The sequence below is a fragment of the Micromonospora sp. NPDC002575 genome (assembly GCF_042889525.1).
Lineage (GTDB): Bacteria > Actinomycetota > Actinomycetes > Mycobacteriales > Micromonosporaceae > Micromonospora > Micromonospora carbonacea.
On the sequence record NZ_JBIARA010000029.1, the window covers coordinates 42647 to 63613 of the forward strand.

24 protein-coding genes and 1 pseudogene are annotated in these 20967 nt (G+C 73.0%); 21 read left to right on the forward strand and 4 right to left on the reverse strand.

Annotated features, from left to right (window positions below):
- Positions 1-328: 328 nt before the first annotated feature.
- Positions 329-589 carry a recombinase family protein gene (locus ACFYWL_RS28985; RefSeq protein WP_386979197.1) on the reverse strand — a complete coding sequence of 87 codons (261 nt, stop codon included), beginning with the start codon at positions 587-589 and terminating at the stop codon, positions 329-331.
- Between the two features lie 157 nt (positions 590-746).
- Here ACFYWL_RS28985 and ACFYWL_RS28990 point away from each other — a divergent pair, with 157 nt between their 5' ends.
- The 5 genes from ACFYWL_RS28990 (at position 747) to ACFYWL_RS29010 (ending at position 3072) form a co-directional block, all read left to right on the forward strand.
- Positions 747-1184, forward strand: coding sequence for a hypothetical protein (locus ACFYWL_RS28990; protein WP_386979200.1), 438 nt, complete (start codon positions 747-749; stop codon positions 1182-1184).
- Between the two features lie 80 nt (positions 1185-1264).
- Positions 1265-1870, forward strand: coding sequence for a hypothetical protein (locus ACFYWL_RS28995; RefSeq protein ID WP_386979203.1), 606 nt, complete (start codon positions 1265-1267; stop codon positions 1868-1870).
- Between the two features lie 76 nt (positions 1871-1946).
- On the forward strand, positions 1947-2438 hold the full coding sequence (locus tag ACFYWL_RS29000; protein WP_386979206.1) for a hypothetical protein: 492 nt from the start codon (positions 1947-1949) through the stop codon (positions 2436-2438).
- Positions 2439-2512: 74 nt separating this feature from the next.
- Complete coding sequence (locus ACFYWL_RS29005) at positions 2513-2791, forward strand: hypothetical protein (RefSeq protein WP_386979209.1); 279 nt, start codon at positions 2513-2515, stop codon at positions 2789-2791.
- On the forward strand, positions 2788-3072 hold the full coding sequence (locus ACFYWL_RS29010; protein WP_386979212.1) for a hypothetical protein: 285 nt from the start codon (positions 2788-2790) through the stop codon (positions 3070-3072). The genes ACFYWL_RS29005 and ACFYWL_RS29010 overlap by 4 nt, the downstream gene beginning before the upstream one ends.
- 64 nt (positions 3073-3136) lie before the next feature.
- Here the strand turns inward: ACFYWL_RS29010 and ACFYWL_RS29015 are convergent, their stop codons facing one another.
- Both ACFYWL_RS29015 and ACFYWL_RS29020 read right to left on the reverse strand, forming a co-directional pair.
- On the reverse strand, positions 3137-3814 hold the full coding sequence (locus tag ACFYWL_RS29015) for a PP2C family protein-serine/threonine phosphatase (protein ID WP_386979215.1): 678 nt from the start codon (positions 3812-3814) through the stop codon (positions 3137-3139).
- Positions 3815-3860: 46 nt separating this feature from the next.
- Positions 3861-4727, reverse strand: a complete 867-nt coding sequence (locus ACFYWL_RS29020; RefSeq protein WP_386979219.1) for a GntR family transcriptional regulator — start codon at positions 4725-4727, stop codon at positions 3861-3863.
- Positions 4728-4914: 187 nt separating this feature from the next.
- Between ACFYWL_RS29020 and ACFYWL_RS29025 the strand changes: the two genes are divergently transcribed.
- From ACFYWL_RS29025 to ACFYWL_RS29100, 16 genes are all read left to right on the forward strand, one after another.
- Positions 4915-5526, forward strand: coding sequence for an RNA polymerase sigma factor (locus ACFYWL_RS29025; RefSeq protein ID WP_386979222.1), 612 nt, complete (start codon positions 4915-4917; stop codon positions 5524-5526).
- Positions 5523-6101: a histone-like nucleoid-structuring protein Lsr2 gene (locus ACFYWL_RS29030; RefSeq protein ID WP_386979225.1), complete on the forward strand. Its 579-nt coding sequence runs from the start codon at positions 5523-5525 to the stop codon at positions 6099-6101. Before ACFYWL_RS29025 ends, ACFYWL_RS29030 begins: the two co-directional genes overlap by 4 nt.
- Positions 6102-6112: 11 nt before the next feature.
- On the forward strand, positions 6113-6778 hold the full coding sequence (locus ACFYWL_RS29035; RefSeq protein ID WP_386979228.1) for a GGDEF domain-containing protein: 666 nt from the start codon (positions 6113-6115) through the stop codon (positions 6776-6778).
- A complete protein-coding gene (locus ACFYWL_RS29040) occupies positions 6775-7293 on the forward strand; it encodes a hypothetical protein (protein WP_386979231.1) in 519 nt (172 codons plus the stop codon). Before ACFYWL_RS29035 ends, ACFYWL_RS29040 begins: the two co-directional genes overlap by 4 nt.
- The gene (locus tag ACFYWL_RS29045) at positions 7293-7562 is read left to right on the forward strand and encodes a hypothetical protein (RefSeq protein ID WP_386979234.1); all 270 of its coding nucleotides are present in this window, start codon (positions 7293-7295) and stop codon (positions 7560-7562) included. The genes ACFYWL_RS29040 and ACFYWL_RS29045 overlap by 1 nt, the downstream gene beginning before the upstream one ends.
- Entirely contained in the window at positions 7559-9022 is a 1464-nt protein-coding gene (locus tag ACFYWL_RS29050; RefSeq protein ID WP_386979237.1) for a hypothetical protein, read from the forward strand. Before ACFYWL_RS29045 ends, ACFYWL_RS29050 begins: the two co-directional genes overlap by 4 nt.
- A gap of 80 nt (positions 9023-9102) precedes the next feature.
- Positions 9103-9447, forward strand: a complete 345-nt coding sequence (locus tag ACFYWL_RS29055) for a hypothetical protein (protein ID WP_386979239.1) — start codon at positions 9103-9105, stop codon at positions 9445-9447.
- Positions 9444-9953 (forward strand): hypothetical protein, encoded by a 510-nt coding sequence (locus ACFYWL_RS29060; protein ID WP_386979242.1) that lies wholly within the window; start codon positions 9444-9446, stop codon positions 9951-9953. The genes ACFYWL_RS29055 and ACFYWL_RS29060 overlap by 4 nt, the downstream gene beginning before the upstream one ends.
- Positions 9954-10018: 65 nt before the next feature.
- Positions 10019-10522, forward strand: coding sequence for a hypothetical protein (locus ACFYWL_RS29065; protein ID WP_386979245.1), 504 nt, complete (start codon positions 10019-10021; stop codon positions 10520-10522).
- Positions 10516-11385, forward strand: a complete 870-nt coding sequence (locus ACFYWL_RS29070) for a hypothetical protein (RefSeq protein ID WP_386979248.1) — start codon at positions 10516-10518, stop codon at positions 11383-11385. The genes ACFYWL_RS29065 and ACFYWL_RS29070 overlap by 7 nt, the downstream gene beginning before the upstream one ends.
- 92 nt (positions 11386-11477) lie before the next feature.
- Complete coding sequence (locus ACFYWL_RS29075; RefSeq protein WP_386979251.1) at positions 11478-13835, forward strand: hypothetical protein; 2358 nt, start codon at positions 11478-11480, stop codon at positions 13833-13835.
- A 33-nt stretch (positions 13836-13868) separates the two neighbouring features.
- Entirely contained in the window at positions 13869-14507 is a 639-nt protein-coding gene (locus ACFYWL_RS29080; protein WP_386979254.1) for a hypothetical protein, read from the forward strand.
- On the forward strand, positions 14504-16936 hold the full coding sequence (locus ACFYWL_RS29085) for a DNA translocase FtsK (RefSeq protein WP_386979257.1): 2433 nt from the start codon (positions 14504-14506) through the stop codon (positions 16934-16936). Before ACFYWL_RS29080 ends, ACFYWL_RS29085 begins: the two co-directional genes overlap by 4 nt.
- A 63-nt stretch (positions 16937-16999) precedes the next feature.
- Positions 17000-17764: a Pycsar system effector family protein gene (locus tag ACFYWL_RS29090; protein WP_386979260.1), complete on the forward strand. Its 765-nt coding sequence runs from the start codon at positions 17000-17002 to the stop codon at positions 17762-17764.
- Positions 17765-17766: 2 nt separating this feature from the next.
- On the forward strand, positions 17767-18021 hold the full coding sequence (locus tag ACFYWL_RS29095) for a hypothetical protein (protein ID WP_386979264.1): 255 nt from the start codon (positions 17767-17769) through the stop codon (positions 18019-18021).
- 490 nt (positions 18022-18511) lie between these two features.
- A complete protein-coding gene (locus ACFYWL_RS29100) occupies positions 18512-20530 on the forward strand; it encodes a hypothetical protein (RefSeq protein WP_386979266.1) in 2019 nt (672 codons plus the stop codon).
- A gap of 58 nt (positions 20531-20588) precedes the next feature.
- Here the strand turns inward: ACFYWL_RS29100 and ACFYWL_RS29105 are convergent.
- Positions 20589-20967: pseudogene (locus ACFYWL_RS29105) on the reverse strand (hypothetical protein); the annotation flags it as partial.

A 20967-nucleotide genomic window follows, 5' to 3' on the forward strand; every position in this document is an offset into this window, starting at 1 on the left:
CGCCCGTGGACGCACCGGGGCAGTGCCCGCCGGTAGACCGGCGGTAGAACGACGCCTCCGGCGGGGCCTCTCTCGGAGATGCCCGGGGCGACCGCCGGCACCAGGTGGGTGAGTGGTCACCCAGGGGTGGGCTCCCCTCGCGTCGGCCGCCCAGAGGGCTACCAGACCGGCTCTGGGACGGCCAGGCCAAGCCGCTTCGCGGTCGGCTACGCCGAGCCTGGCCGTCCCAGAGCCGGCCCGGTCGATCGGAGATCGGCCGACACGAGGAGATCCCACCCCTACCCCAGCACCGTGCGCGGGACAAGCCCGCAACCCCGCCCACCACGGCCTACACCGCGTCGCGCCGGTCGAGCACGTACTTGACGCTGCTCTTGGTCCACTTGCCCTTGCCCGACGGCGTCGGCACCTGCTCGGCGTCCAGCCTCTCGGCGATGGCCGTCAGCGACAGGCCCTCACCGCGTAGTTCCGCTGCCCTGGCTGCGGAGGGCGGCACCGGCGCCGGCGGTCGACCCAGCCGCACACCCCGGTCCCGGGCCGCCGCCATCCCCGCCGACACCTCGGGCCGACGCATCTCAGATTCGCTGCTCATGCCCCACAGCGTACGGCAAAAAGGTACAGAAAAAGCCCCTCCAGAGAGCTTTTTCTGTACCTTTTCCTGTACGATGGAGGGGCAAGGAACGGTCCGACCAGGTGAGCCACCACCCAGCCGGACCAGGAAGAACAGCCCCTCTGCGAAAGGGAGTTCCATGACCCAGCGTACGACGATCCCGCGCCGGGAGATCGACCACGACAAGGAGTGCGTTGGCTGCGGCGCGCACTTCGCCAACCCGTGTCACCCGCTGTGCCCGTTCGAGACCGGCGAGTTCGGGCCGGCGGTCATCCTGCGGGCCGCCAACCGTCGAGTGCTCGACCACCCGGCCGGGGCTGGCTACGACCTCGCCGGTGCCATCTTCGCCGCCGCCGTCGACCTGGTCGGCCGCAGCCAGGCGCAGGCCCTCGCCGACGCGGCCCGGACGATGTTGGCCGATTACCTGGTCGGCCAGTGGGGGCCGCAGGCCAAGGAGATCCACAACCAGGTGGTCTACCGGCACGGCCTCTTCGCCCACCCCGCCGAGATCGCGGTCTCGCTGTACGGCGCGGCCGACCAGGACGACGACCACGACGTCGCCCCCAACGACTGCTGACACCCGACCGGGGCCGACCCCTCGGCGGGCCGGCCCCGGCTCCCGCCAACCCCAGTCAGCACGTCGAAGGGATTGAAACCATGACCAACACCTTCCACACCAGGCCCGCCCAGCTCGCCCCCGTCCGCGTCGGACGCGGCACGGCCGTGCACCTGGGCAGCCTGAGCAGCATCACCGGCCCCGACGGCAGCCCCCGCTACGTCGCGGCCTGGTGCGGGGCCAGCGGCAGCGGCGACAACGTTCGCGCCGGTGAGCCCATCACCGAGCCCATCACCTGCCGCACCTGCCTGCGTACCCAGCCGCGCCCGATCGAGCTGATCAACGCCAGCCTGACCGGCGAGCCCACCTCCCTGCCCCACACCGGCCTCGTCGTCCCCCACACCAAGCTGCGCGTCAGCGACATCCGCCGCGTCCCCGGGACCGGCGGAACCCGCGCCCGGCTCATGCTCGGCGAGCACTTCATCGGCTACATCAGCAGCACCGTGCGCTTCCACCCCATTCACGGAGCCTGGATCGACACCAACGACCTCGCCGGCTACGCGGCCCACTGCCGCACGGCCAACGGCCGGACCCTCAACGTCCACGACGTGCTCGGCGCACTGGTCCGCGAGTACGAGGCCGCCCAGCGGCACGCCGCCCCGGCTGCGCAGCCCGACCACAACGACCACGTCAACCTGCCCCACTGAGGCCAACCCGTGCCCCGGGCCGCCGCTGGCCCGGGGTACGGCACCCACCGGAGCAGTCACGACGCGGGAGAGCACCTTGACCATCAACCACCGGGCCGACGCCCGAACCATCCTCGCCACCGCCACCCCCGCCACCCACCGCCCGCTGCTGGCCTGGGCCGTCGGAATCACCACACGCAGCCACGCCATCGACCCCCTGACCTACTGGCGCACCCGAGACGCCCGGCAAATCGCCCCCGAGTACGCCGGCCAGACACTGCCCGCCGGCCGGATGCTCCGCCTCGACCGGACCCGGATCGAGATCACCGACGGGAACCTCCGCCAACCGCTGCGCCTGAACTGGGCCGACCTGGGCGCCGTCCTGGACAGCGGCCGGGTCACCACCGACCTGATCCGTGGCTGCGAGCAAGCCGTCATCGCCTGGCGCGACCACCCCGGCGGATTCCGGGGTGCCGGCTGGACCGATGTCGTCGCCGCCTGCTCCCGGGCCGGCGAGGCCGTTTGGGCGGCCTGTCGACCGGCCGACCCTGGTGAGCAACTCGACCTGTTCGCCGGTGCCGGGATCTAAGCCGCACCGCAGCCTTGGGCGGAAACCTCGCGTCCACGCTGACCAGCCGTTTACGAACGTATACGCTGGTCAGCGTGGACGAGGTCTACCGGTTCGACGACGCCAGCTACACCACGCTGGGCGCTGCCGGCATCAGATGGCAGGACGTGCTGCAGGTGCTTCGGACCCGCCCACGCATCCGCCAGCACCTCGGCGCGGTGCTGCGCATCGCCGCCCCGACGGCCGACGGCCAGTGGATCGCCGTCGCCCTGGTCGAAGACGGCGACGACGAGTACCTCGTAGTCGGTGCTCGCCAACTCGAACCGGCCGAGGTCGACGTGGTGACCAAGATGCTCGAAGGAGGCCAGCGATGAACAGCCGAGACGACGCCCTGCGGGCACTCAACGACAGCGACTGGAGCGGAGCCGAGGTCGACCAGAGCACCGCGAAGGTGGTCCACTCGACCCGGCTGCCCCCCGAGGTGTCCAGCCGCCTGGAGGCCGAGGCCCACCGACGCGGAATCACCCCGAGCGCCCTCATCTGCGAGCTGGTCGACGCAGGACTCGCCCCCGTCGCCGACGACACCACCGTCACCGTCCGAGCCGCCGACCTGCGCCGCGCGATCGACAACGTCATCCACGACGCCGCAGCCTGACGTCAGCCTGCGGTCGGCCAATCACAGGGCAGATGACTTTCGGGATCACTGGTGACTTTCGGGATCACTGGCCAACGAAGATGACGACCACCGTCACGTTGTCGGGGCCGCCCTGGTCGAGGGCTGAGGCGATCAAGCGGTCAACGGCTTCCTGCGTGCTTGTCGAGGTGGCCAGCGCGGAGTGCAGGACATCATGCGGCACGTAGGAGCTAAGCCCATCGGTACACAGCAGGAGCCGGTCACCAGGTGCCAAGGTCAATAAGGTGATGTCGGGCGCCCGGCCGTCCTGCCGGCCGTCTACGAACCGTGTCAACCTGTCGGGGAGGTGAGGCACGTTGGCGGCCTCAGCGACCAGGTGCTTGTAGAGGTGGTCTTCGGTGATCTGTGTGGTCTGGCCGTGCTGTTGACCGCCACGCAGGAGGTAGGCCCGAGAGTCGCCGACGTTGGCCAGGGCGACAGCCGCACCAGCCCTGAGCATGGCGACCAGCGTGGTGCCCATACCAGCGAGGTTCGGTTCGGCTTCGATTCGCTGCCTCAGCGCATGGTTAGCAGCGTTGACCGCCTGCCCGAGCACGATGGGTAGCGCGCCTGGCCCCACCACCTGGTCGTACTGCCGCAGGGCCTCGATAGCCGTGGAACTGGCGACATCACCAGCGACGTGGCCACCTAGACCATCGGCAACCGCGAACAGGAAGTCGCCCAGGTAAGAAGCGTCTTCGTTTCGCTGCCGAACGAATCCCACATGAGAGCCCCCTGATACCTGGACGCTGAGTGTTGGTGCCACGCCGTCACCCCTCGTTGATCTCATCGGGCCACGGGTCCTGCGCCGACTCATCACGGTGTAGGACGTGGATCGTTTCGACGCGGTCGCTGGCGACGATGTACTCGGTCACCTCGACTGGCTGGCCATCGCTGCCAGAGGTGCCTACCCGGACGATCTCCAGCACTGGAAGGTTGGTCGGGATCTCCAGCAGGGCAGCCTCCTGCTTACTGGGCATGCGTGCCCGGTGGATCTCCATCCAGCTAATCGGCCAGTGGCCGGCCATCTCCAGCCGGTATAGCCAGTCGCCAGGTCCCGGAGCTTGCGAGGCCACCCCAGGAACGTTCGCCACCCGAGGATGAATCCAGGAGATGTTGATCTGGAACGGTGGCTCTGACTCGGGGCCGGTGACTCGGAAACGCCGCATTACCAGCGTCCCTGGCTCGACCTTGAGTAGCTTGGCGATCCGTGGGTCGTTCAAGGGCTCAGCAGACACTACGGGCGAGATGTGGTGCTTCCACACCTCCTGGCTAGTGGCAGAAGGGAAGGAGTACCCGGGGGCGGTGGCGTTCCGCTTGACCAGGTTTCCCCGGGGACGACGCGGACGGATCGTCCCGTACCGCACGGTGATTCCCCGACCTTGGACCGCCCAGACGTAGCCCTCTGCTTCCAGGACCCCAATGGCTCTGCCGACGGTGTCTCTGTTCGCCCCGTACTCGGCGGCGAAGTCGTCTAGACGCGGCAGCTTGGCACCAGGCTCCCACTCGTTGGCCTCGATCCGCTCTCGGATCTTGGCGGCGATGTCTAGGTAGCGCGAGTGGACAGCCACCGCACCCTCCCCATCTTTGAATTGTCTTGGGACAAGCTTGACAGGTGTCATGTCGGGGGTCAACATTGTCCCAAGACAAGACGGCGGGGCTCAACGGATCGCACCTATGAGCCCCAAAGGAATGACCGCGGCGGATCGCACCCGCCGCGGTCGTGGTCAATAGCGGATCGCACCCGCAATTGACCCATGCCCTGCGGATAGCCACCCGCAGGGCAGATCGGCATCTCTACCTGAGGAGGCTCAGATGCCAGCTATGAGGGTACGTGCTGCCCGGATACAGCCGGTGCAGCCCCAGTCCGGATCGACGGCCAACGAGGTGTCGGCGCTGGTGGCGCGGGCGCAGACCGGTGACGCGGAGGCGTTCGGGCTGGTCTACGACCGCTACGTCGACCAGGTGTTCCGCTTCGTCTACCGGCGGGTCCTGGACCGGCAGGTGGCCGAGGATCTGACGTCGGAGACGTTCCTGCGGGCGCTGCGCAACATCAACTCGTTTCGGCGGCCGGGTGGTGACTTCGGCGCGTGGGTGACGACGATCGCCCGGAACCTGACGCTCAACTGGCAGCAGTCGCACCAGCGGCGGGAGCGGCCGGTGGCGGAGCTGCGGGACGCGGCTCCGGTGGACCGGGTGCCGAGCCCGGAGGCGGCCGTGGTGGACGCGCTGACCCGTGAGGCGCTGGTGACGGCGATCGAGCAGCTCAACCCGGTGCAGCGGCAGTGCATCACGTTGCGGTACCTGCGGGAGCTGTCGATCGAGGAGACCGCGCAGGCGTTGGGCAAGACTCCGGCGGCGATCAAGTCGGCGCAGTACAAGGCGCTGCGGGCGCTGCGGGGTCTGCTGTCGGCGACGGCGGTGATGCCGGCATGAGCACCACGACGATGACGCCGGCCAACGGTGCCGGTCGGACCGCTCTGGTGCGGGCGGCGCAGGGCAAGCCGTCCCCCGTGCAGCGGGTGCCGATGGGCATCCGGGTCGTTTCCGGCTCCGGTGCGGAGCCCACCCCCACCACCCCCGCGCCGAGCCCGACGACGGCCGATCGCACGGTGGAGGCGCTGCTGAGCGTGGCCGCCGCGAGTGGGTCGGCGCGGACCCGGAACCTCGCCGAGAAGATCGCCGGCCTCGTGCAGGAGTTGACCGGTCGGGTCGAGGCGGAGGAGGCGCAGCGTCGGGAGCGAGAGGCTGCCGAGGCGCAGCGCCAGGAGCTGGCCGAGGCCGAGGCGCAGTTGGCTCGCCAGCTCGCCGAGGTGCGGCAGAAGCTGCGCACGACCGGCCGCGACACGACGGCGCAGCCGTCGCGTAGCCGTCGGGAGGGTGCCGAGCAGCGGGCCGCGATCCGCGCCTGGGCCCTGGCCAACGGGCACGAGATCAGCGCCCGGGGCCGGATCTCCGGGGAGATCGTGCAGGCGTGGGCGGCGGCGACCGGGTCGGAGGTGACCCGGTGAAGGCGCGGACGATGTTGCTCCCGGCCGCCGCCGTGCTGTCGCTGGCGGGGCACGTGTGGGCGGTGCGGACGGTCCGGGCGGACCGGGTCCGGCTGGCCGAGGCCCGCCGGCAGGCGGCCGTCGACCCGTTGACGGGGCTGGCGAACCGGGCCGGTCTGTCGGCGGCGCTGGCCGACCTGGCCGGTGAGCCCTACGACGTGGCCCTGCTCGACCTGGACGGGTTCAAGCAGGTCAACGACACCCTCGGGCACGACGCGGGTGACGCGGTGTTGGTCGAGGTCGCGGCCCGGCTGTCCGACGCGCTCGACGAGGTCGAGGGCGCGGTGGTGGCCCGGCTCGGTGGTGACGAGATCGTGCTGGTCTGCCCGTCGCCGGCTCCGATTGCGGGGATTCTCGGCGCTGAGGTGGTGCGGGCCCTGGCCGCGCCGGTGGTCCTGCCCGGTGGGCGGGAGCTGCCGGTGCGGGCCAGCGTCGGCGCGGTGTCGGCGATGGCCGGTGACGACCCGTCGCGGGTGCTGCGCGCGGCGGACCTCGCGCTGTACCGGGCGAAGGCGGCCGGTGGTGACCAGGTCGCCGAGTACGACCGGGCGGCCGACCTGCCCGCGATCGAGCAGCGGCCGGTGGTGCGGCTGCGGGAGCTGGCCGGGACGGCCCGCGCGCTGGGGGGTGTGGCATGACGGCCCCGACGCTGGACATCGCCGCCGTGCTGGAGCGCTACCGGGCCGGTCTGCGGGACGTGCCGGACGTCGAGCTGGAGCGTCGGGCCGCGACGGTCGCGGCCCTGCCGGGCCGGCTCGCCGGTGAGATGCGGCGTCTGGTCGACGCGGAGCGGGAGTACCGGCAGGCCGTGCGCCGGCCGACCCGGCCGCCGGTGGCCCCGGCGCGGCTGGACCGGTCGCGGGTGGTCCTGACGGCCGGCGCCGTGGTGGCCACCGGAGGTGCGGCGGCGGTGCTCGCCGGCCAGGCCGTGGCCGAGCACGCCGAGCGGGTGCCGCAGGCCCTGATGTACTCCCCGGTCGCCGCGCTGGCTGCGGTGGCCACGGTGGTCGGCGGGCAGCGTCTGGCGCGGTGGATCGACGACCGCCGTCACCCCCTCGCCGTGGACGTCGCCGAGGCTGACCTCGACCCGTACGGCCGGGAGCTGCTGGCGCGGGTGCGGGCGGCCCGGCAGGCGCGCGGGGAGGTGTGCTGATGGCCGGCGAGCTGCTGGTGCGGGTGCGCCTGGACTGGACCGGTCCGGGGCACTACGAGCACGGCCGGTCGCGGCCCTGCCGGGTTTGCGACACCCCCACGCAGATGCGCGACGGCCGGGGCGAGGCGTGCCACCAGTCGTGTGCGGAGGACGAACTCGCCCGGGAGCTGCTGGGCACCGGCCGCGCCCGGATCGCCGACGAGCGGGTGCCGGCCCCGGCGCAGCTCGCCAGCGCCCGGCGGTCCGCCCCCTCGGGAGGCACGCGGTGAGCGCCGAGACGCCTGCGGCCGGCGTGGACGTGCCGGTGGAAGGCCGCGCGGACAAGGTCGAGGAAGTCGTCAAGCTGGTCATCCTCATGGCGATCATGGTGGCCGCGCTCGCGGCGGCCTTCACGCACATGAAGGACTGGACCATGGAGTGGATGCCGCACGGCACCCCGCAGTGGTTCGGGTGGGCCAACGCCGTCATCTCCGAGTTGGTGCCGCTGGTGGCGACGCTGTCGCTGCGCAAGCGGCTGCGGCAGGGCAAGAAGCTGTGGTCCTACGCCCTGGTGATCCTGCTGGGTGGCGCGCTGCTGTCCCTGGCCGCGCAGTTGTCGGCGGTGGGCGCGGACGCTTCCTGGTCGGCGCGGTTCCTGGCCTGCCTGCCGTCCCTGGCGTTCCTGTTCCTTTCCAAGCTGGTGCTCGGGGACCTCGACGGGGGCCGCAAGGCCGCGGAAATCGAGGCCGAGCGCAAGCGGCTGGCCGACGCCGAGGCGGCCCGGCGGGCGGAGGAGATCCGGGCGGCGCGGGCGGAAACCGCCGCCGCGCGGGCGGCCCTGGCGGAAGCCGAGGAACTGGCGCGGGTGGAAACGGCGCGGGCCGAGGCGGAAGCCGCCGCCCGCGCCGAGGCGGAAACCCGCGCGGGCGAGGCGGAAACCCGGGCGGCGACCGAGGCGGAAACGCGGGCGGAAATCGAGGCCGCCACCGAGGCGGAAATCGCCGACCACGTCCGGGCCGTGGCCGAGGCGCGCGAGGCCGCCAGGGCCGCTGCGCAGCGGGCCGCCGCCGAGGCGGAGGCGGCCCGGCTGGCCGAGGGCCGGCTCGCCGAGGCCCGCGACGCCGCAGACCGGGCCGCCGCCGCCCGGGTCCTGGCCGAGCGGTCCGCCACCGAGCGGGTCCGGATGCTCACCGAGGCCGCTGAGCAGGCCGAACGCGACCATCAGGACGCCCTGGCCGAGGCCCGTGTCGACGCCCGCACGGCCCAGGAGCAGGCCGCGGAACTGGACGAAACGGCGCGGGCGCTACGGGCGCAGCTCGACGAGGCGCAGCGGTTCGCCGAGCGGCAGGCCCTCGCGCGGGCCACGGCCGAGCAGGAGAGCCAAGCGATCAAGGACGCCCGCGACGGTCTCGTCAACGAGCTGGAGCGCACCCGCCGGGCCCTGGCCCGCGCCCAGGAGCGGGCGGAAACCAGCACGAGCCGACAGCCGGAAATCGTGCGGCCCGCCGCCCGGAAATCTCTCGCCTCGGTTCCGGCGACGCTGCCGGACAACCTGCCCGAGGTGGACAAGGTCCGACCGGAAACCGTGGCGCTCATCCTGGCCGCCCGAGCGGAAAACCCGGACGCCACGCAGGCCGAGCTGGCGGAGATCACCAAGATTTCCGACCGCACGATCCGCCGGGTCCTCAACGCCGTGCCGGCGGAAATCGTCGGCCGGGTCCTCGAACTGACCAGCGGTCGCGTCGCATGACCGGGCTGGCCCGGTCATGTCCGGCCGGGCCGGCCCAAGATCAACAGCCCCACTCCCCGCAAGATCAACAAGGAGGTGTGATGTCGGGCTACCGCAGGACCCGCGCCGCTGAACGCATCGTCGGTGTTCCAGCAGGCCAGAGCCGTGATGACCGGCGTCGGGTTCGGGACGCGGCCCGGTCGGTGGTCGGCGAGCTGCCGGCGGCGCCGAAGCGTTCGGAGTCCCGGCCGCAGCGCAAGCGGGCCACGTTCGGCATGCGGATCGCCGCCGCGAAAACCCCTGGTCAGAAGGTGTCCGCCGCCGCGTCGTTCCTGGCCAGCGCCCTGGCCGAGCTGCCCGCCGCGCGGGCCGAGCAGGTCGCCGGACACACCGTCGAGCAGCTCAAGAACCTGGCCGAGCAACTGCTGAAGGAGGCATCGGCATGAGCACCACGACCGACGAGCAGGCCACCACGGCCCCGTCGCCCGTACCCGTGACGGAGCGTGAAACCGCACTCCCCACTCCGCACTCCGCAAGGGTGCCGGCCGGGACGGCCAGCAGCGCAGCGCGCGCAGGTGCGCGCGCGAGGATAGCCCCGGAAACCGTCCTCACGCAAGGTCACGAGGCGGCGGATTCGCCGGGGATCTGGGGCGGCCTGAGGGAGCGGCTGGCGGCGTACTGGCGGCCCCCGTCGGTGGTCGCGGACCCGCCGGCGACGCTGCTGGAGCTGATCGCCTACGCCCGCACCGGCGAGTGGACCAGCGCGGGCATCGGCCCGGTCCGCGCGCTGGGCATCGGCTACTCGTGGCTGGCCGTCGCGGCGACGACGGTCCTGTACTACGCGGCCTGGATCGTGCAGCGCCCCGGCCGCCTGGCCACCGTCACCGTCCTCTACGGGCTGCTCGCCCACACCCCGCCCGGCGCCTGGCTGCCCTGGCCCGGCTGGCTGTAACACCTCCCGCTCGCAATCCACGGAATCTCCCAGCTCCACCTACCCGCCTCGAAGGGAGGCATCCGATGTCCACGCTCACCCTCCTCGCCGCCGCCGCGCCGAAGGACGCCGCCGGCTCGTCGGCAGCTGCGTCGGCGACCGCCGTCGCCGTGGCCGTGTTCGCCTTGGTCCTCGGTCTCGTCCAGTGGAAGCGGCAGAAGACCCCGAAGGTTGTCGGCTGGCTGATGCTCATCGCCGGTGCCGGTATCGCCGGTGCCGCGGGCTGGGCCGGTGACTTCCTGCGCAAGGCCGGCGAGCTGGTCGGCACCGGCCTGTCCGCCGGCACCGCGAGCACGTTCGGTGTGGCGATTCCCGGCGCGATCGTCGCCGGCGTCGCTCTGTGGCTCGCCCACGACCTGTGGCCCACCAAGACGGCCAAGGCGTCGAAGTTCCTGCCGTGGCTCGCCCTGGCCTTCCCGACGCTGCTGGCCATCGTCGGCGGGGTGTGGGCGGGCATGGGCAGCGACGCCGTCAACGCCATCGGCGAGGCCGCCGCCGACGTGGCCAGCGCTTTCGTGACGGCGTGGTGATCGACGTGTTCCTGCCACTCGTGCTCGTTATCGCCCTGGTGTGGGTGCTCAAGAACGCCGTCGAGGACGTCATGCACGCCTCGAAGGGCCAGAACAGCCCCCGCCGCGAGTTCTGGGACAAGCGGTGGACCGCCCGGGAGAAGCGCACCGGCAAGCCGCGCCCGAAGGCCACCGGCTTCTGGAGCAAGGGGCCGCTGCGCCGCTACCTGTTCGATTCCTGGGCCGACGCGTGGGCCAACGCCAACACCAAGCGCGCCGACCGGGTCGACGACGAACGCGCCGCGTATGAGGCGGCCCGCGTCGAGCAGGTTGCGGCCCGCGACGCCGCCCTCGCCGCCGCCGCCGAACAGCGCACCCAGCAGTCCCGCCCCACCCCCGGCCCCCCGGCGGCCGGTCAGGCCGACACGCAGCCGGCCCCGACCGACACGGCGACGGCCATCACCGACCCGGCGTCGATTCCGACGCCGACCCCGGAGGAGCTGGCGGCGATGTTCGCCCGCCCCTCCACGCCCAACCCCGCCAGCCCGACCGGGCCGGCGGCCCCGCCCAGCAAGGAGGCAGCACCGATGAGCACCCCCAATCCCGAGGTCAGCGGGCACGCGTCCGCGAAGAACTACGCCGACGCGATGGCCAAGGCCGCCACCGCGGCGGTCACCAGCCTGGAGCAGACCATCGCCCGGATGACCGCCGGGAAGGTCGGCGGCCCGGCCCTGGGCCACCTGGCCCAGGCACAGGAGTCCGCCGCCGCGATGGCCGCTCAGCTCAAGGCCGCGCACGCCGTGCTGGCCAAGCACGACGTCGTCGGCGAGGCGTACCAGGCCAACCGGGACGCCGGTGACAAGGACTGGATGACCAAGGAGTGACCCGTCGGCCGCCCGGCCGGGCTTCCCCTCCGGCCGGGCGGCCACCCCGCCCCGCACCGACCCCTGCCCGTCGAGAGTCGAGGTGATCCACGATGGTCCACACCAAGCCCGGCCTGAACGCCGTCGAGGCCATGGCCGCGCCGCCGGCACCCGCGTCGACGGGACCCACCGCCGCGCAGATCCGCGCCGACCGCGAGGCCCGCCGCCGCGACCGGATGCGCTACCGGCTGCGCCACCAGACCGCCCCGCACAAGGTCCTCGTGGCCGTGTGGTCCGCCGCGTGGCTCGCCCGCGCCGCCGTGTGGCTCACCGGCGACGCCGAGGCCGTCGCCGCCGCGACCGCCGGCACCGCCGGCCTGGCCGCCGTCATCGTCGCCATGGTCCTGCGCCGCAGCCGTACCCGCCGGGTGCGGACCTGGCTGTACACGTGCCTGGCCGCCGCCGTGACCTGGCTGACCGTCGCCGCCGGCAACGGCGTCGACTGGACCATGACCGCCGCCCTGGCCGGCATCGGATTCGGCCTGGCCACCCCGTGGTGGCGGCAACACCGCATCCCGAACGTCACCCCGGCCGCCGCGCCGACGCCGGCGTTCGACCTGAACAGCGTGCCCGCCCTGTGGGCCGCGAACGTCGCCAGCAAGGGCGGCGCGCTGCCGGAGTCGTACCTCACCGACCCGCAGATCAGCGCTACCAAGGAGCGCTACAACGTGCAGCTACGCGCCGGCCGCCAGTCGATCGCCACCGCGATGGCCGCGCTGACGCTGATCGCCTCCGGCCTGCACGTCGCCCAGGAGGACATCGTCCTGGAGCGCCACGACTCCGGCGACGCCTCCCGGGTCGCGCTGACCGTGGTCCGCAAGTCCCCGATCAAGGTGTCGCAGCCCTACCGGGGCCCGCAGCTCGACTACGACCCCGCCACGAACATCGGCACCGTGTTCCTCGGCCCCTACGCCGACGGCGAGGGCTCGGCCCCGTGGAAGCTGTTTAGCCACAACTCCATCTGGGGCGGCCTGGTCGTCGGCGGCATCGGCTCCGGCAAGTCCCGACTGCTGGAGGCGCTGCTGTGCTCCATGCGCGCCTCAGGGCTGGTGACCACCTTCTACGGCGACCCGCAGGGCGGCACGTCGTCGGACGCGCTGGCCAGCAACGCCACCTGGGCCGCGCGCGGTAACGAGCAGATCATGGCCATGCTGCGCGGCCTGGACCGCCTCGTCTACTGGCGCGGCATCGAGAACTCCGCCCGGGGCCGCAACGGGTTCACCCCCCGCCCGCACCGCCCCGGCGTGGTCGCGGTGCTCGACGAGTGCCACATGATCCTCAGCGACGAGGTCCACGGCGAAGAGGCCACCGCCATCTGCGAGCGCATCGGCCGCGTCGGCCGCAAGCTCGGCATCGCCCTCATCCTCGCCAGCCAGGAAGGCGACCTGCCGACCTTCGGAGGCAGCAACGGCTTGCGCAACGCGGTGCGTCGCGGCAACACCGTGGTGCTGCGCACCACCAACACCCAGACCGCCAGCGTCCTCAAGCTCGACTTCGACCCGACCCTGCTGCCCGACCTGCCCGGCTACGGCTACACCGTCGCCGCGATCGGCACCACCGACCGCACCGCCCCGTTCCGGTCCTACTACCTCGCCGAACTCGACGACGACGAACTCGACGCGGTCCACGCCGGCGCCGACCCCCGCGAGGGCACCTCCCACTGGTGGCTCGCCCACACCCCCGACGCGCCTCTGGACGACGACCTGGTCGCCCTGCGCGCCCTGGGCACCCCGTACGCCGAGCGCAACGTCGCCGTCGAGGCCGCCCGCGCCGAACTCACCGGCCAGCTCGACGACCTCATCTCCGGCCGTATCGACGCCGTCGAGTTCGCCACCCCCAAGACCACCCCGGCCGACGCCGGACAGGCCGCCGGCTACGGCAAGGTCGTCGCCTTCCCCGGCGCCCTGAACCTGGAGGCCCCCGCCGCCAACCCGGCCACGCCGACCGCCCCGGTCGCCGCCGCGCCGGACCCGTCCGGCCTGACCCCCGCCGCGCGCGACATCTACCAGGCCATCAAGGCCGGCACCACCAAGAAGGGTGACCTGATCACCGTCACCGGCCTGTCCGACAGCGGCGTCATCAAGGCCCTGTCCGAACTCATGGCCCGCGGCGACGTCGTCAAGGCCCGCCACGGCCACTACGCCCTCGCCGGCGACCAGCCCGCCGCCGACGCCGCCGACGTCGCCGTCGACGAGCTGCTGCGCCAGGCCGTCGCCCTGGTCGTCACCACCGGCATCCCCACCCCCGCGATGCTCACCCGCCGGCTGACCGTCACCACCGACCAGGCCCGCTGGCTGCTCGACCGCATGACCGAAACCGGTGTCCTCGGCCCCGCCGACCCCGACGGCACCCCCACCGTCCTCGTCACCGCCGACCAGCTCGACCAGACCCTCGCCGACATCGACGCCTGACCCCGCCACCCCATCGACCGAAGGAGAACCTTCGTGGAACCGCAGTTCGACGCCGGCATCGACTCCCCCGACGATGCCTCCCCCACCCCGACCACCCCGGCGACGCGTCGCCTGCCGGCGTGGGTCACCCGGGCCGACACCTGGGTCGTCGCCGGCGTCCTGACCGTCCTGGCCATCCTGGCCGGAGGGGCGCTCTGGCTGCTGTGGAAGCTGATCGCCGGGCTGATCGCCATGCTCGACGCCGGCGGCGAGATCGCCGGCGACGCCGGGCGGGCCGCCGCCGGCTGGCTGTCCACCGGCCCGATCACCCGCACCATCACCACGCCGGTGCACGCCTACCTCGACAGCCACGCTGCCGGCCTGCCCGCCACCGCCGAGCAGTTGCGGTGGGGCTGGCTCCTCACCGGCGCGGTGCTGCTCACCGCCGCCAGCCTTGGCGCCCGAGGCGCCCGCATCGGCTGGTGCCTGCACGGCGTGAGCACCGCGGCGATGGTATGGGCCGCCAGCCCACCGGACAACCGAGAGCTCGCGGTGGCCGTCACCGCCGCCGTATGGTCCCTGCTCGCCGTGCCCGCCTTCGCCCGCACCCGCGCCGTCGCCCCCCGGCACACCACCGTCGTGATCACCCGCCCCGCTGGCGCGGATTCCGCGGAATCGCAGGTGGCCCGATGACCACGACGCGCGCCGGCACCCGCCGCACCACCAGCACCCGCCGCCCGGCCCGCCGGCCCGCCCGACGGAAGAAGACCAACGTCATGAAGACCACCGGCAAGGTCACCGCGATTAGCTGGATGGGTGCCGCCGGCGGGGTCGGCTGGCTGGTCCGCCGCGCGGCCGAGCCGACCGTCGACGCGCCGTTCGGCTACCGCGACGGGACCGGCCTGGCCCTGACCCTGACCAGCGTCGGGCTCGGTATCGGAGCGTGGTGGCGGCCCGGCGGTTGGGCCGGTGCCCTGCCCGGCGGCCTGGCCGACCTGTGCGCCCTGTTCGTCGGCCAGGTCACCTGGACCATGCCCGCCCTCCTGGCCGCCGTCGCGGTGCTGGCGTTCCGGCACCCCCGGGGTGCCCGGGTACGTCGCAGCATCGGCGGTGGGCTGCTCACCACGGCCGGGGTGACCGGCCTGGTCGACCTGGCCGTCGCCGCCCGCGTCCCGCACGCCGGCCTCGGTGAGGCCGGCGGCCTGCTCGGCCGCCTCACCGGCCGGGCCCTGGCCGCCGGGATCACCGGCTGGGCGGCGGTGCCGCTGCTGCTGGCCGCCACCGCCGCCGGGCTGCTGCTGGCCACCGGCACCACCCGGGACAGCCTGCGGGCCCGGCTGACCGGCCTGTCTCCCGCAGGCACCCGCCGCCGGGCCGCCACCACGGCGTCGGCCCCCGCCCCGGTCTGGTCGGACGACGTCGCCAAGGTCGACCCCGACGACGAGGTGGTCGTTGACGAGGTGGCCGACCAGACCCCCACCGCGCCCGCACCCACGGTCCACGCCGTCCGGCCGGTTTCCCCGGCCGCGCCGGTCGCGTCGACCACCCGCCCGGTCGAGGCACCGGTGGCCGGGTCCCGCTACCACCTGCCGCCGCTGACGCTGCTCGCCGCCGGGGCCCGCCCGAAGGCCCAAGACGCGGCCACCGCCGCCCACGCGCAGGCGCTGCAAGGCGTGCTGACCGACTTCAAGCTCGACGCCCGCGTCAGTGACCACCGGCGCGGACCCGCCGTGACCCGCCACGAGATCACCATCGGGCCCGGGGTGAAGGTGGAGAAGGTCCTCGGCCTGGCGAAGAACTTCGGCTACGCCGTGCGGACCGAGAACATCCGGATGCTGGCCACCATCCCGGGCAAGAGCGCCATCGGCGTGGAGGTGCCCAACGAGCACCGGGAGATCGTCACCCTCGGCGACGTCATCCGGGGCGCCGCCCGCGACCAGCACCGGCTGCTGGTGGGACTGGGCAAGGACATCGACGGCGCCGCGGTGACCACGAACCTCGCCGCCATGCCGCACCTGCTCCTGGGCGGGGCCACCGGCGCCGGGAAGTCTGGCTGCCTCAACACCCTGCTCGTGTCGATCCTGACCCGGGCGACCCCGGACGAGGTGCGACTGCTGCTCATCGACCCCAAGCGGGTCGAGCTGACCGCCTACGACGGCATCCCGCACCTGGTCACGCCGATCATCACCAACGCCCGCAAGGCCGCCGACGCCCTGGAGTGGGTCGTGCGGGAGATGGACATGCGTTACGACGACATGGCCGCCCACGGCTGCCGGCACGTCGACGAGTTCAACCGCAAAGTCCGCGCCGGGCAGATCGCCGCCCCGGCCGGCAGCGAGCGCACCCTGGAGCCGTACCCGTACCTGGTGGTCGTCGTCGACGAGCTGGCCGACCTGATGATGGTCGCCCCGAAGGACGTCGAAGAGTCCGTCGTGCGGATCACCCAGCTCGCCCGCGCCGCCGGCATCCACCTCGTCCTCGCCACCCAGCGGCCCTCGGTGGACGTGGTGACCGGCCTGATCAAGGCCAACGTCCCGTCCCGACTCGCCTTCGCCACCAGCTCGCTGACCGACTCCCGGGTGATCCTCGACCAGCCCGGCGCCGAGAAGCTGCTCGGCCAGGGCGACGGGCTGTTCCTCCCCATGGGCGCCTCCGCCCCGGTCCGGATCCAGGGCGCGTGGGTGTCCGAGGCCGAGGTCACCGCCGTCGTGGAGCACTGGCGCGCCCAGGCCACCCCCGCCTACGACCCGACCGTCACCGCCGCCCCGGCCGCCGACACCAGCACGACGACCGGCGGGGCCACCGACGTGGCCGGCCTGGACGACACCGACCGGGAACTGCTCGTGCAAGCCATCGAGCTGATCGTCACCAGCCAGTTCGGTTCGACCTCGATGATCCAGCGCAAGCTGCGCGTCGGGTTCGCCAAAGCCGGCCGGCTCATGGACGCCATGTGCCAGATGCGCGTGGTCGGCCCGTCCGAGGGCTCCAAGGCCCGCGAGGTGCTGCTGCGCCCCGACGAACTGCCCGCCCTGCTCGCCGCTCTTAGCGGCGAGCACCCCACCGACCAGGACGACCGCACCGCCACGGTGCTGCCGTTCCCGCGCAGCGGCACCCGCCGCTGACGCGCGGGCGGCCCCTCTGCCTTCCCAAGCCGGGGCCGCCCGCCAACTCCCCCCATCCAGCAGATGACAGGAGCTACCCACATGGTGCCCGATCCGGGTGACCCGACCTACCTCGGCGCGACCTACGCCAGCACCTACGAGCCGCGCGCCAAAGACGGACCCCGCCGCCACTTCGTGATCCCGACCGCCGGGGCGTACGCGGTGCTGGTGGATATCGCCCCCGGCCTGGCCGACAGCACCTCCCGCTGCACCGGCTGCGGCACGACCGACCGCCACTTCAGCGAGCTGGAGATCCTGGCCCGCGCCGGGGCGCACGCCTCGGCGTGCGGGCGGGGCACCGTGCCCGCCTGCCTGGACGCCGAGATCGCCACCGTCCGCGCCGAGCTCGCCCGTATCGACCCCAAGGCCGGCGGCTACCTGCAGATGGCCGGGGTGCTGCTCGGCGCCGGCCTGGCCGTGCTCGGCGGCACCGGAGCCGGCGGCCACCTCCCCGCCGCCGCCGCGCTCGCGGCCGGCGCGGCCACCGCCGCGGTGGTGCTGACCGCTGTGGTGCTGCTCCTGCTGGCCTCCCGCCCCCGCCTGGCCGGTGGCTACGGGTTCATGGCCTACGCCGACGCCGACAACGCCCAGGACGTGCTCGCCCGCATCGTCGCCGGTGACGCCGACCAGGTCCCGCAACTGACCGCCCTTGCCAGGGCGCGGGAGCTGTGGTGGCTCTCCCGCGCCGTCCGCGCCAAGTTCCAGGCGATCAGCCGGGCGGTGCCGTTGCTGCTGGCCGGGTACGCCGGCGCGGCCCTGACCGCCGCCCTGGCGATCGGCGCGTGGTGACCATGACCCACCGCCCATTCGAGACCGCCGTCGCCGCCACGACCGACGAGTACCGCCTCGACGTCGTCACCGACCCCGACGTCGACAACCCGCACAGCGTCACCTACTTCGTCGCCGCCGACATCGACGCCGCCTGCCACCAGGCCGCGCGGCTGCTCGACGCCGTCGACGGCCCCGACGACCGCTACGGCGAGCTGTACGTCCACGACGGAGACGGCACCGCCGTCCACTGCGACACCATTCACCTGCCCGCGTGACCATTCAATACGCACGAATGGGCGGCCCAATTGACCGGGCCGCCCATTCGAACGCGCACCTTCGGATTCCCTTGGCACACAAGGCCGCCAGGCTCGCCCCGGTATGTACCGATTTCGCGGCGAGATCCACACAGGACTGGCCAGAAACGCCGGTCCTGGAGCGCGTCGGTGCCCCAGCCGATGGCACAGTCACCGTAAGATCCACGGGTCACGCGTCTACCGCGTCTAAATCGATCTTGAGAGGGAGCCCCTCAGCTCAACCTCTAACTGAAGACAGCAAGAGAGCCCCACACCCTGTGTTTGCTTGGCGGCGGATACCAGGGTCTGAGGCTCCAACAAGCTCGGAGGACACCATAGCACCCACCTTCGGGCTGGGTGCACTCTTGTCTCAAGACACGGTTTCCGCGTGTCGCAGCGAGGGTTGCTCGCGCCCAGCTTCATTTCGTCTTTGCCCAGGACGTAAGCCTGGCTGGTCTGCGACGGTGCCGCGATGATCACGGCACCGCAGCCGACGACGCTGCCGACGGACCGAGTGGCCGCGTTGGGGTACTGCCCCGACTGCTACGCCACCGGCACGGCAGCGCTCGTCGTCCCCGGCACGCGGCGCTGTCAGACGCACCTAGCCAACCAACGGCTGCTGCTGGAAACCACCCGCACCGGGCAGACCCGGCTGGCCGCAACGGCTGGCACCCGCCGTCGGCCGACCTACCCGACCGGTGTGCAGACGCCATGCGTAGCCTGCGCCGCCGCCGGGGTCGACCGGCAGGGCCTGCCCCGCGACGGCGACGGCTCGGACCCGCTGTGTATTCCGTGCTGGCGTGGTCGTGCCGACCGGCAGGATGCGGCGGACCGGCACCGGTTGGTGGCCGAGCTGCGCGAGCGCCTGGACGTCGACGAGCCCGCCGGGTGCGCGGCGTGTGGTGGACCCGAGCCGGTGCCGACGTGCTGGCTGTGCGGATACTCCTGGCTCGCCCAGGCCCGCGCCGACCACGAGCACGCGATGGCCCTAGAGGCCGCCGCCACCGCCGCGCGGTTCGCGCAGCTCGCCGAGGTGACCGAGGCCCGCGCGCGCGTCGACGAGCTGACCGCCTGGACTACCCGGCTGGCCGAGACGGTGACCGCGTTCCAGGCCGGCGAGAGCTGGGGCCGGCCGGTGTGGCTGCTGGCCGACGCGCTCGCGCGCGACACGGCCGCCCGGGTCAGCCGTCGAGGCCGGCGCTCCGCCCTGGGCCGGGTCTGCGCCGTCCTGGCCGTCAACGCCGACCGCCGCTCCGGCCGCCGCGCCATGCCCGGCCGGGCCGAGACCGCCGAGCTGGCCGGCTGCGACTCCACCCGCCCGGTCACCGACGCCTGGCGCCGCGCTGAGGCACTGGGCTGGTGCACCCGCATCGAGCAGGGACGCCGGCTCAGCTACGCCGAGCGGTGCGCCACCGGCCGCGCCCAGGCCCGCGCCACCTTCGACATCACCCCGCTGCACCGCGGACCGCTGCACCACAGCGACCCGGCCACCCGGAACACCTACCTGGCCGACGCACTGGACATTCTGGCCGGGCTGCTGGAGCACGCCCGTGGCCTGCTCGCCGCCGCCCAGGAGGGCGTCGACGCCCTCGAAGCCCGAGCCGGTGGCTGGGTCGACTACCGCGAGCAGGTCCGTCGCCGGCAGATGCGCCGCGCCGTCGCCGGCGTCCGCGATCAGGCCCGCCACCAGGCCACCAATTTCCGCACCCCCCACACGGTGTCTTCAGCTATGAGTGTTTACTCCTGCTTGTATCGGGGTCTGCTGATCTCGCCGTCGATCGCGTCCGCTCCGTCGTCGAACCGGCAAAGCCGGAGGAAGGACGGCGCTTCGCGCTCATCAACGAGAAGCGGAGTTGATCGCGGCCCTGCCAGGCCACACCCTGTACAGCGTCCTAGGCCGGCTCAGATGCCCGGTGGCGCGTCACGACGGGCCCGGCCACGTCCTGAGTGGTCGGGGTGGGCATACGACCTCGCACGGGCCGTTCAGGGCCGGTGGGTGTGGCTGCGCCGCGCTCCCCTGCCCCGGGTCGCGGCCACGCTGGGCGCCGCACTCGGTCCGGACTGGACGGCCGAGGTGCTCGACGCCTGGGTCCGGCGGGCCCGGACTCGTCCGCTGCTGGCCGAGCCCGACAACCCCACGGCTTACCTACGCGCTCTGCTCGACGAGGCGATGACCGGACCGGCCGAGCCGCCGTACCCGACCCGTCGGCACGCCGAGCACCGCCGCGCCCTGGTCGTCGAGCAGGCGGAGGAGCAGCAGCGTCGCAGGGCCGTCCGTGACGCCCAGCGCGATGGTCGGGGTGCCGTGGCACCCGGTCAGCGGAGCGCGGCGGCGGAGGCCGCTCTGGCCTCGGTTCGTGCCCGTACGCCGGGACACCTTCGACGGGCCGATCGAGCCGCCCTGCTCGATGCCGCGCCGCTCGCCGACTGCGACTGGCCTGCCGTCGCCCAGCCCGGCGCCGGGCTTCCCCACGGTCTCGACGAGTCCTAGCGAGCACACCGGCGGTGGCCACCGGGGTCAGGGGAACCTGACCCTGGTGGCCACGTGGTCACGCTTTCGGTCGGCGTCCGCGCGGTCGGTCGGCTGGGAGGTGGGCGTCCAGGGCGGCCACCACCACCTCAGACCGGGTGATTCGACCACCCAGGGAGCGAGGGCCAGCGCCGAGCTGCTGCTGAACCCACCCGACCAGGGTGTCAATGACCTGGAGTTCACCGACCAGGGGCCGGATCGGCAACTGCACCCGGCGGACCTTGGCCGCCGCCGTACGCCGCTGCGTGGAGGTGCGCCACGGGAACGGCTCGCTGGCGTCGGTGGCCGCCGGCCGACGCGCGTCGGCAACCAGGCGAGGCAGCTCGGCCAGATGCGCGCGGAGCGCGTCGAGGACGAGCTCGGTGTTGCTGCTGGAGTTGCGCCGTGCCCGCTCGAAC

Coding starts and splice junctions, on each gene's coding strand:
- ACFYWL_RS28985 (WP_386979197.1), bottom strand. CDS start 589: ATGAGCAGCGAATCTGAGATGCGTCGGCCCGAGGTGTCGGCGGGGATG.
- ACFYWL_RS28990 (WP_386979200.1), top strand. CDS start 747: ATGACCCAGCGTACGACGATCCCGCGCCGGGAGATCGACCACGACAAG.
- ACFYWL_RS28995 (WP_386979203.1), top strand. CDS start 1,265: ATGACCAACACCTTCCACACCAGGCCCGCCCAGCTCGCCCCCGTCCGC.
- ACFYWL_RS29010 (WP_386979212.1), top strand. CDS start 2,788: ATGAACAGCCGAGACGACGCCCTGCGGGCACTCAACGACAGCGACTGG.
- ACFYWL_RS29020 (WP_386979219.1), bottom strand. CDS start 4,727: ATGTTGACCCCCGACATGACACCTGTCAAGCTTGTCCCAAGACAATTC.
- ACFYWL_RS29025 (WP_386979222.1), top strand. CDS start 4,915: ATGAGGGTACGTGCTGCCCGGATACAGCCGGTGCAGCCCCAGTCCGGA.
- ACFYWL_RS29030 (WP_386979225.1), top strand. CDS start 5,523: ATGAGCACCACGACGATGACGCCGGCCAACGGTGCCGGTCGGACCGCT.
- ACFYWL_RS29035 (WP_386979228.1), top strand. CDS start 6,113: ATGTTGCTCCCGGCCGCCGCCGTGCTGTCGCTGGCGGGGCACGTGTGG.
- ACFYWL_RS29040 (WP_386979231.1), top strand. CDS start 6,775: ATGACGGCCCCGACGCTGGACATCGCCGCCGTGCTGGAGCGCTACCGG.
- ACFYWL_RS29045 (WP_386979234.1), top strand. CDS start 7,293: ATGGCCGGCGAGCTGCTGGTGCGGGTGCGCCTGGACTGGACCGGTCCG.
- ACFYWL_RS29055 (WP_386979239.1), top strand. CDS start 9,103: ATGTCGGGCTACCGCAGGACCCGCGCCGCTGAACGCATCGTCGGTGTT.
- ACFYWL_RS29060 (WP_386979242.1), top strand. CDS start 9,444: ATGAGCACCACGACCGACGAGCAGGCCACCACGGCCCCGTCGCCCGTA.
- ACFYWL_RS29065 (WP_386979245.1), top strand. CDS start 10,019: ATGTCCACGCTCACCCTCCTCGCCGCCGCCGCGCCGAAGGACGCCGCC.
- ACFYWL_RS29075 (WP_386979251.1), top strand. CDS start 11,478: ATGGTCCACACCAAGCCCGGCCTGAACGCCGTCGAGGCCATGGCCGCG.
- ACFYWL_RS29085 (WP_386979257.1), top strand. CDS start 14,504: ATGACCACGACGCGCGCCGGCACCCGCCGCACCACCAGCACCCGCCGC.
- ACFYWL_RS29090 (WP_386979260.1), top strand. CDS start 17,000: ATGACAGGAGCTACCCACATGGTGCCCGATCCGGGTGACCCGACCTAC.
- ACFYWL_RS29095 (WP_386979264.1), top strand. CDS start 17,767: ATGACCCACCGCCCATTCGAGACCGCCGTCGCCGCCACGACCGACGAG.
- ACFYWL_RS29100 (WP_386979266.1), top strand. CDS start 18,512: ATGATCACGGCACCGCAGCCGACGACGCTGCCGACGGACCGAGTGGCC.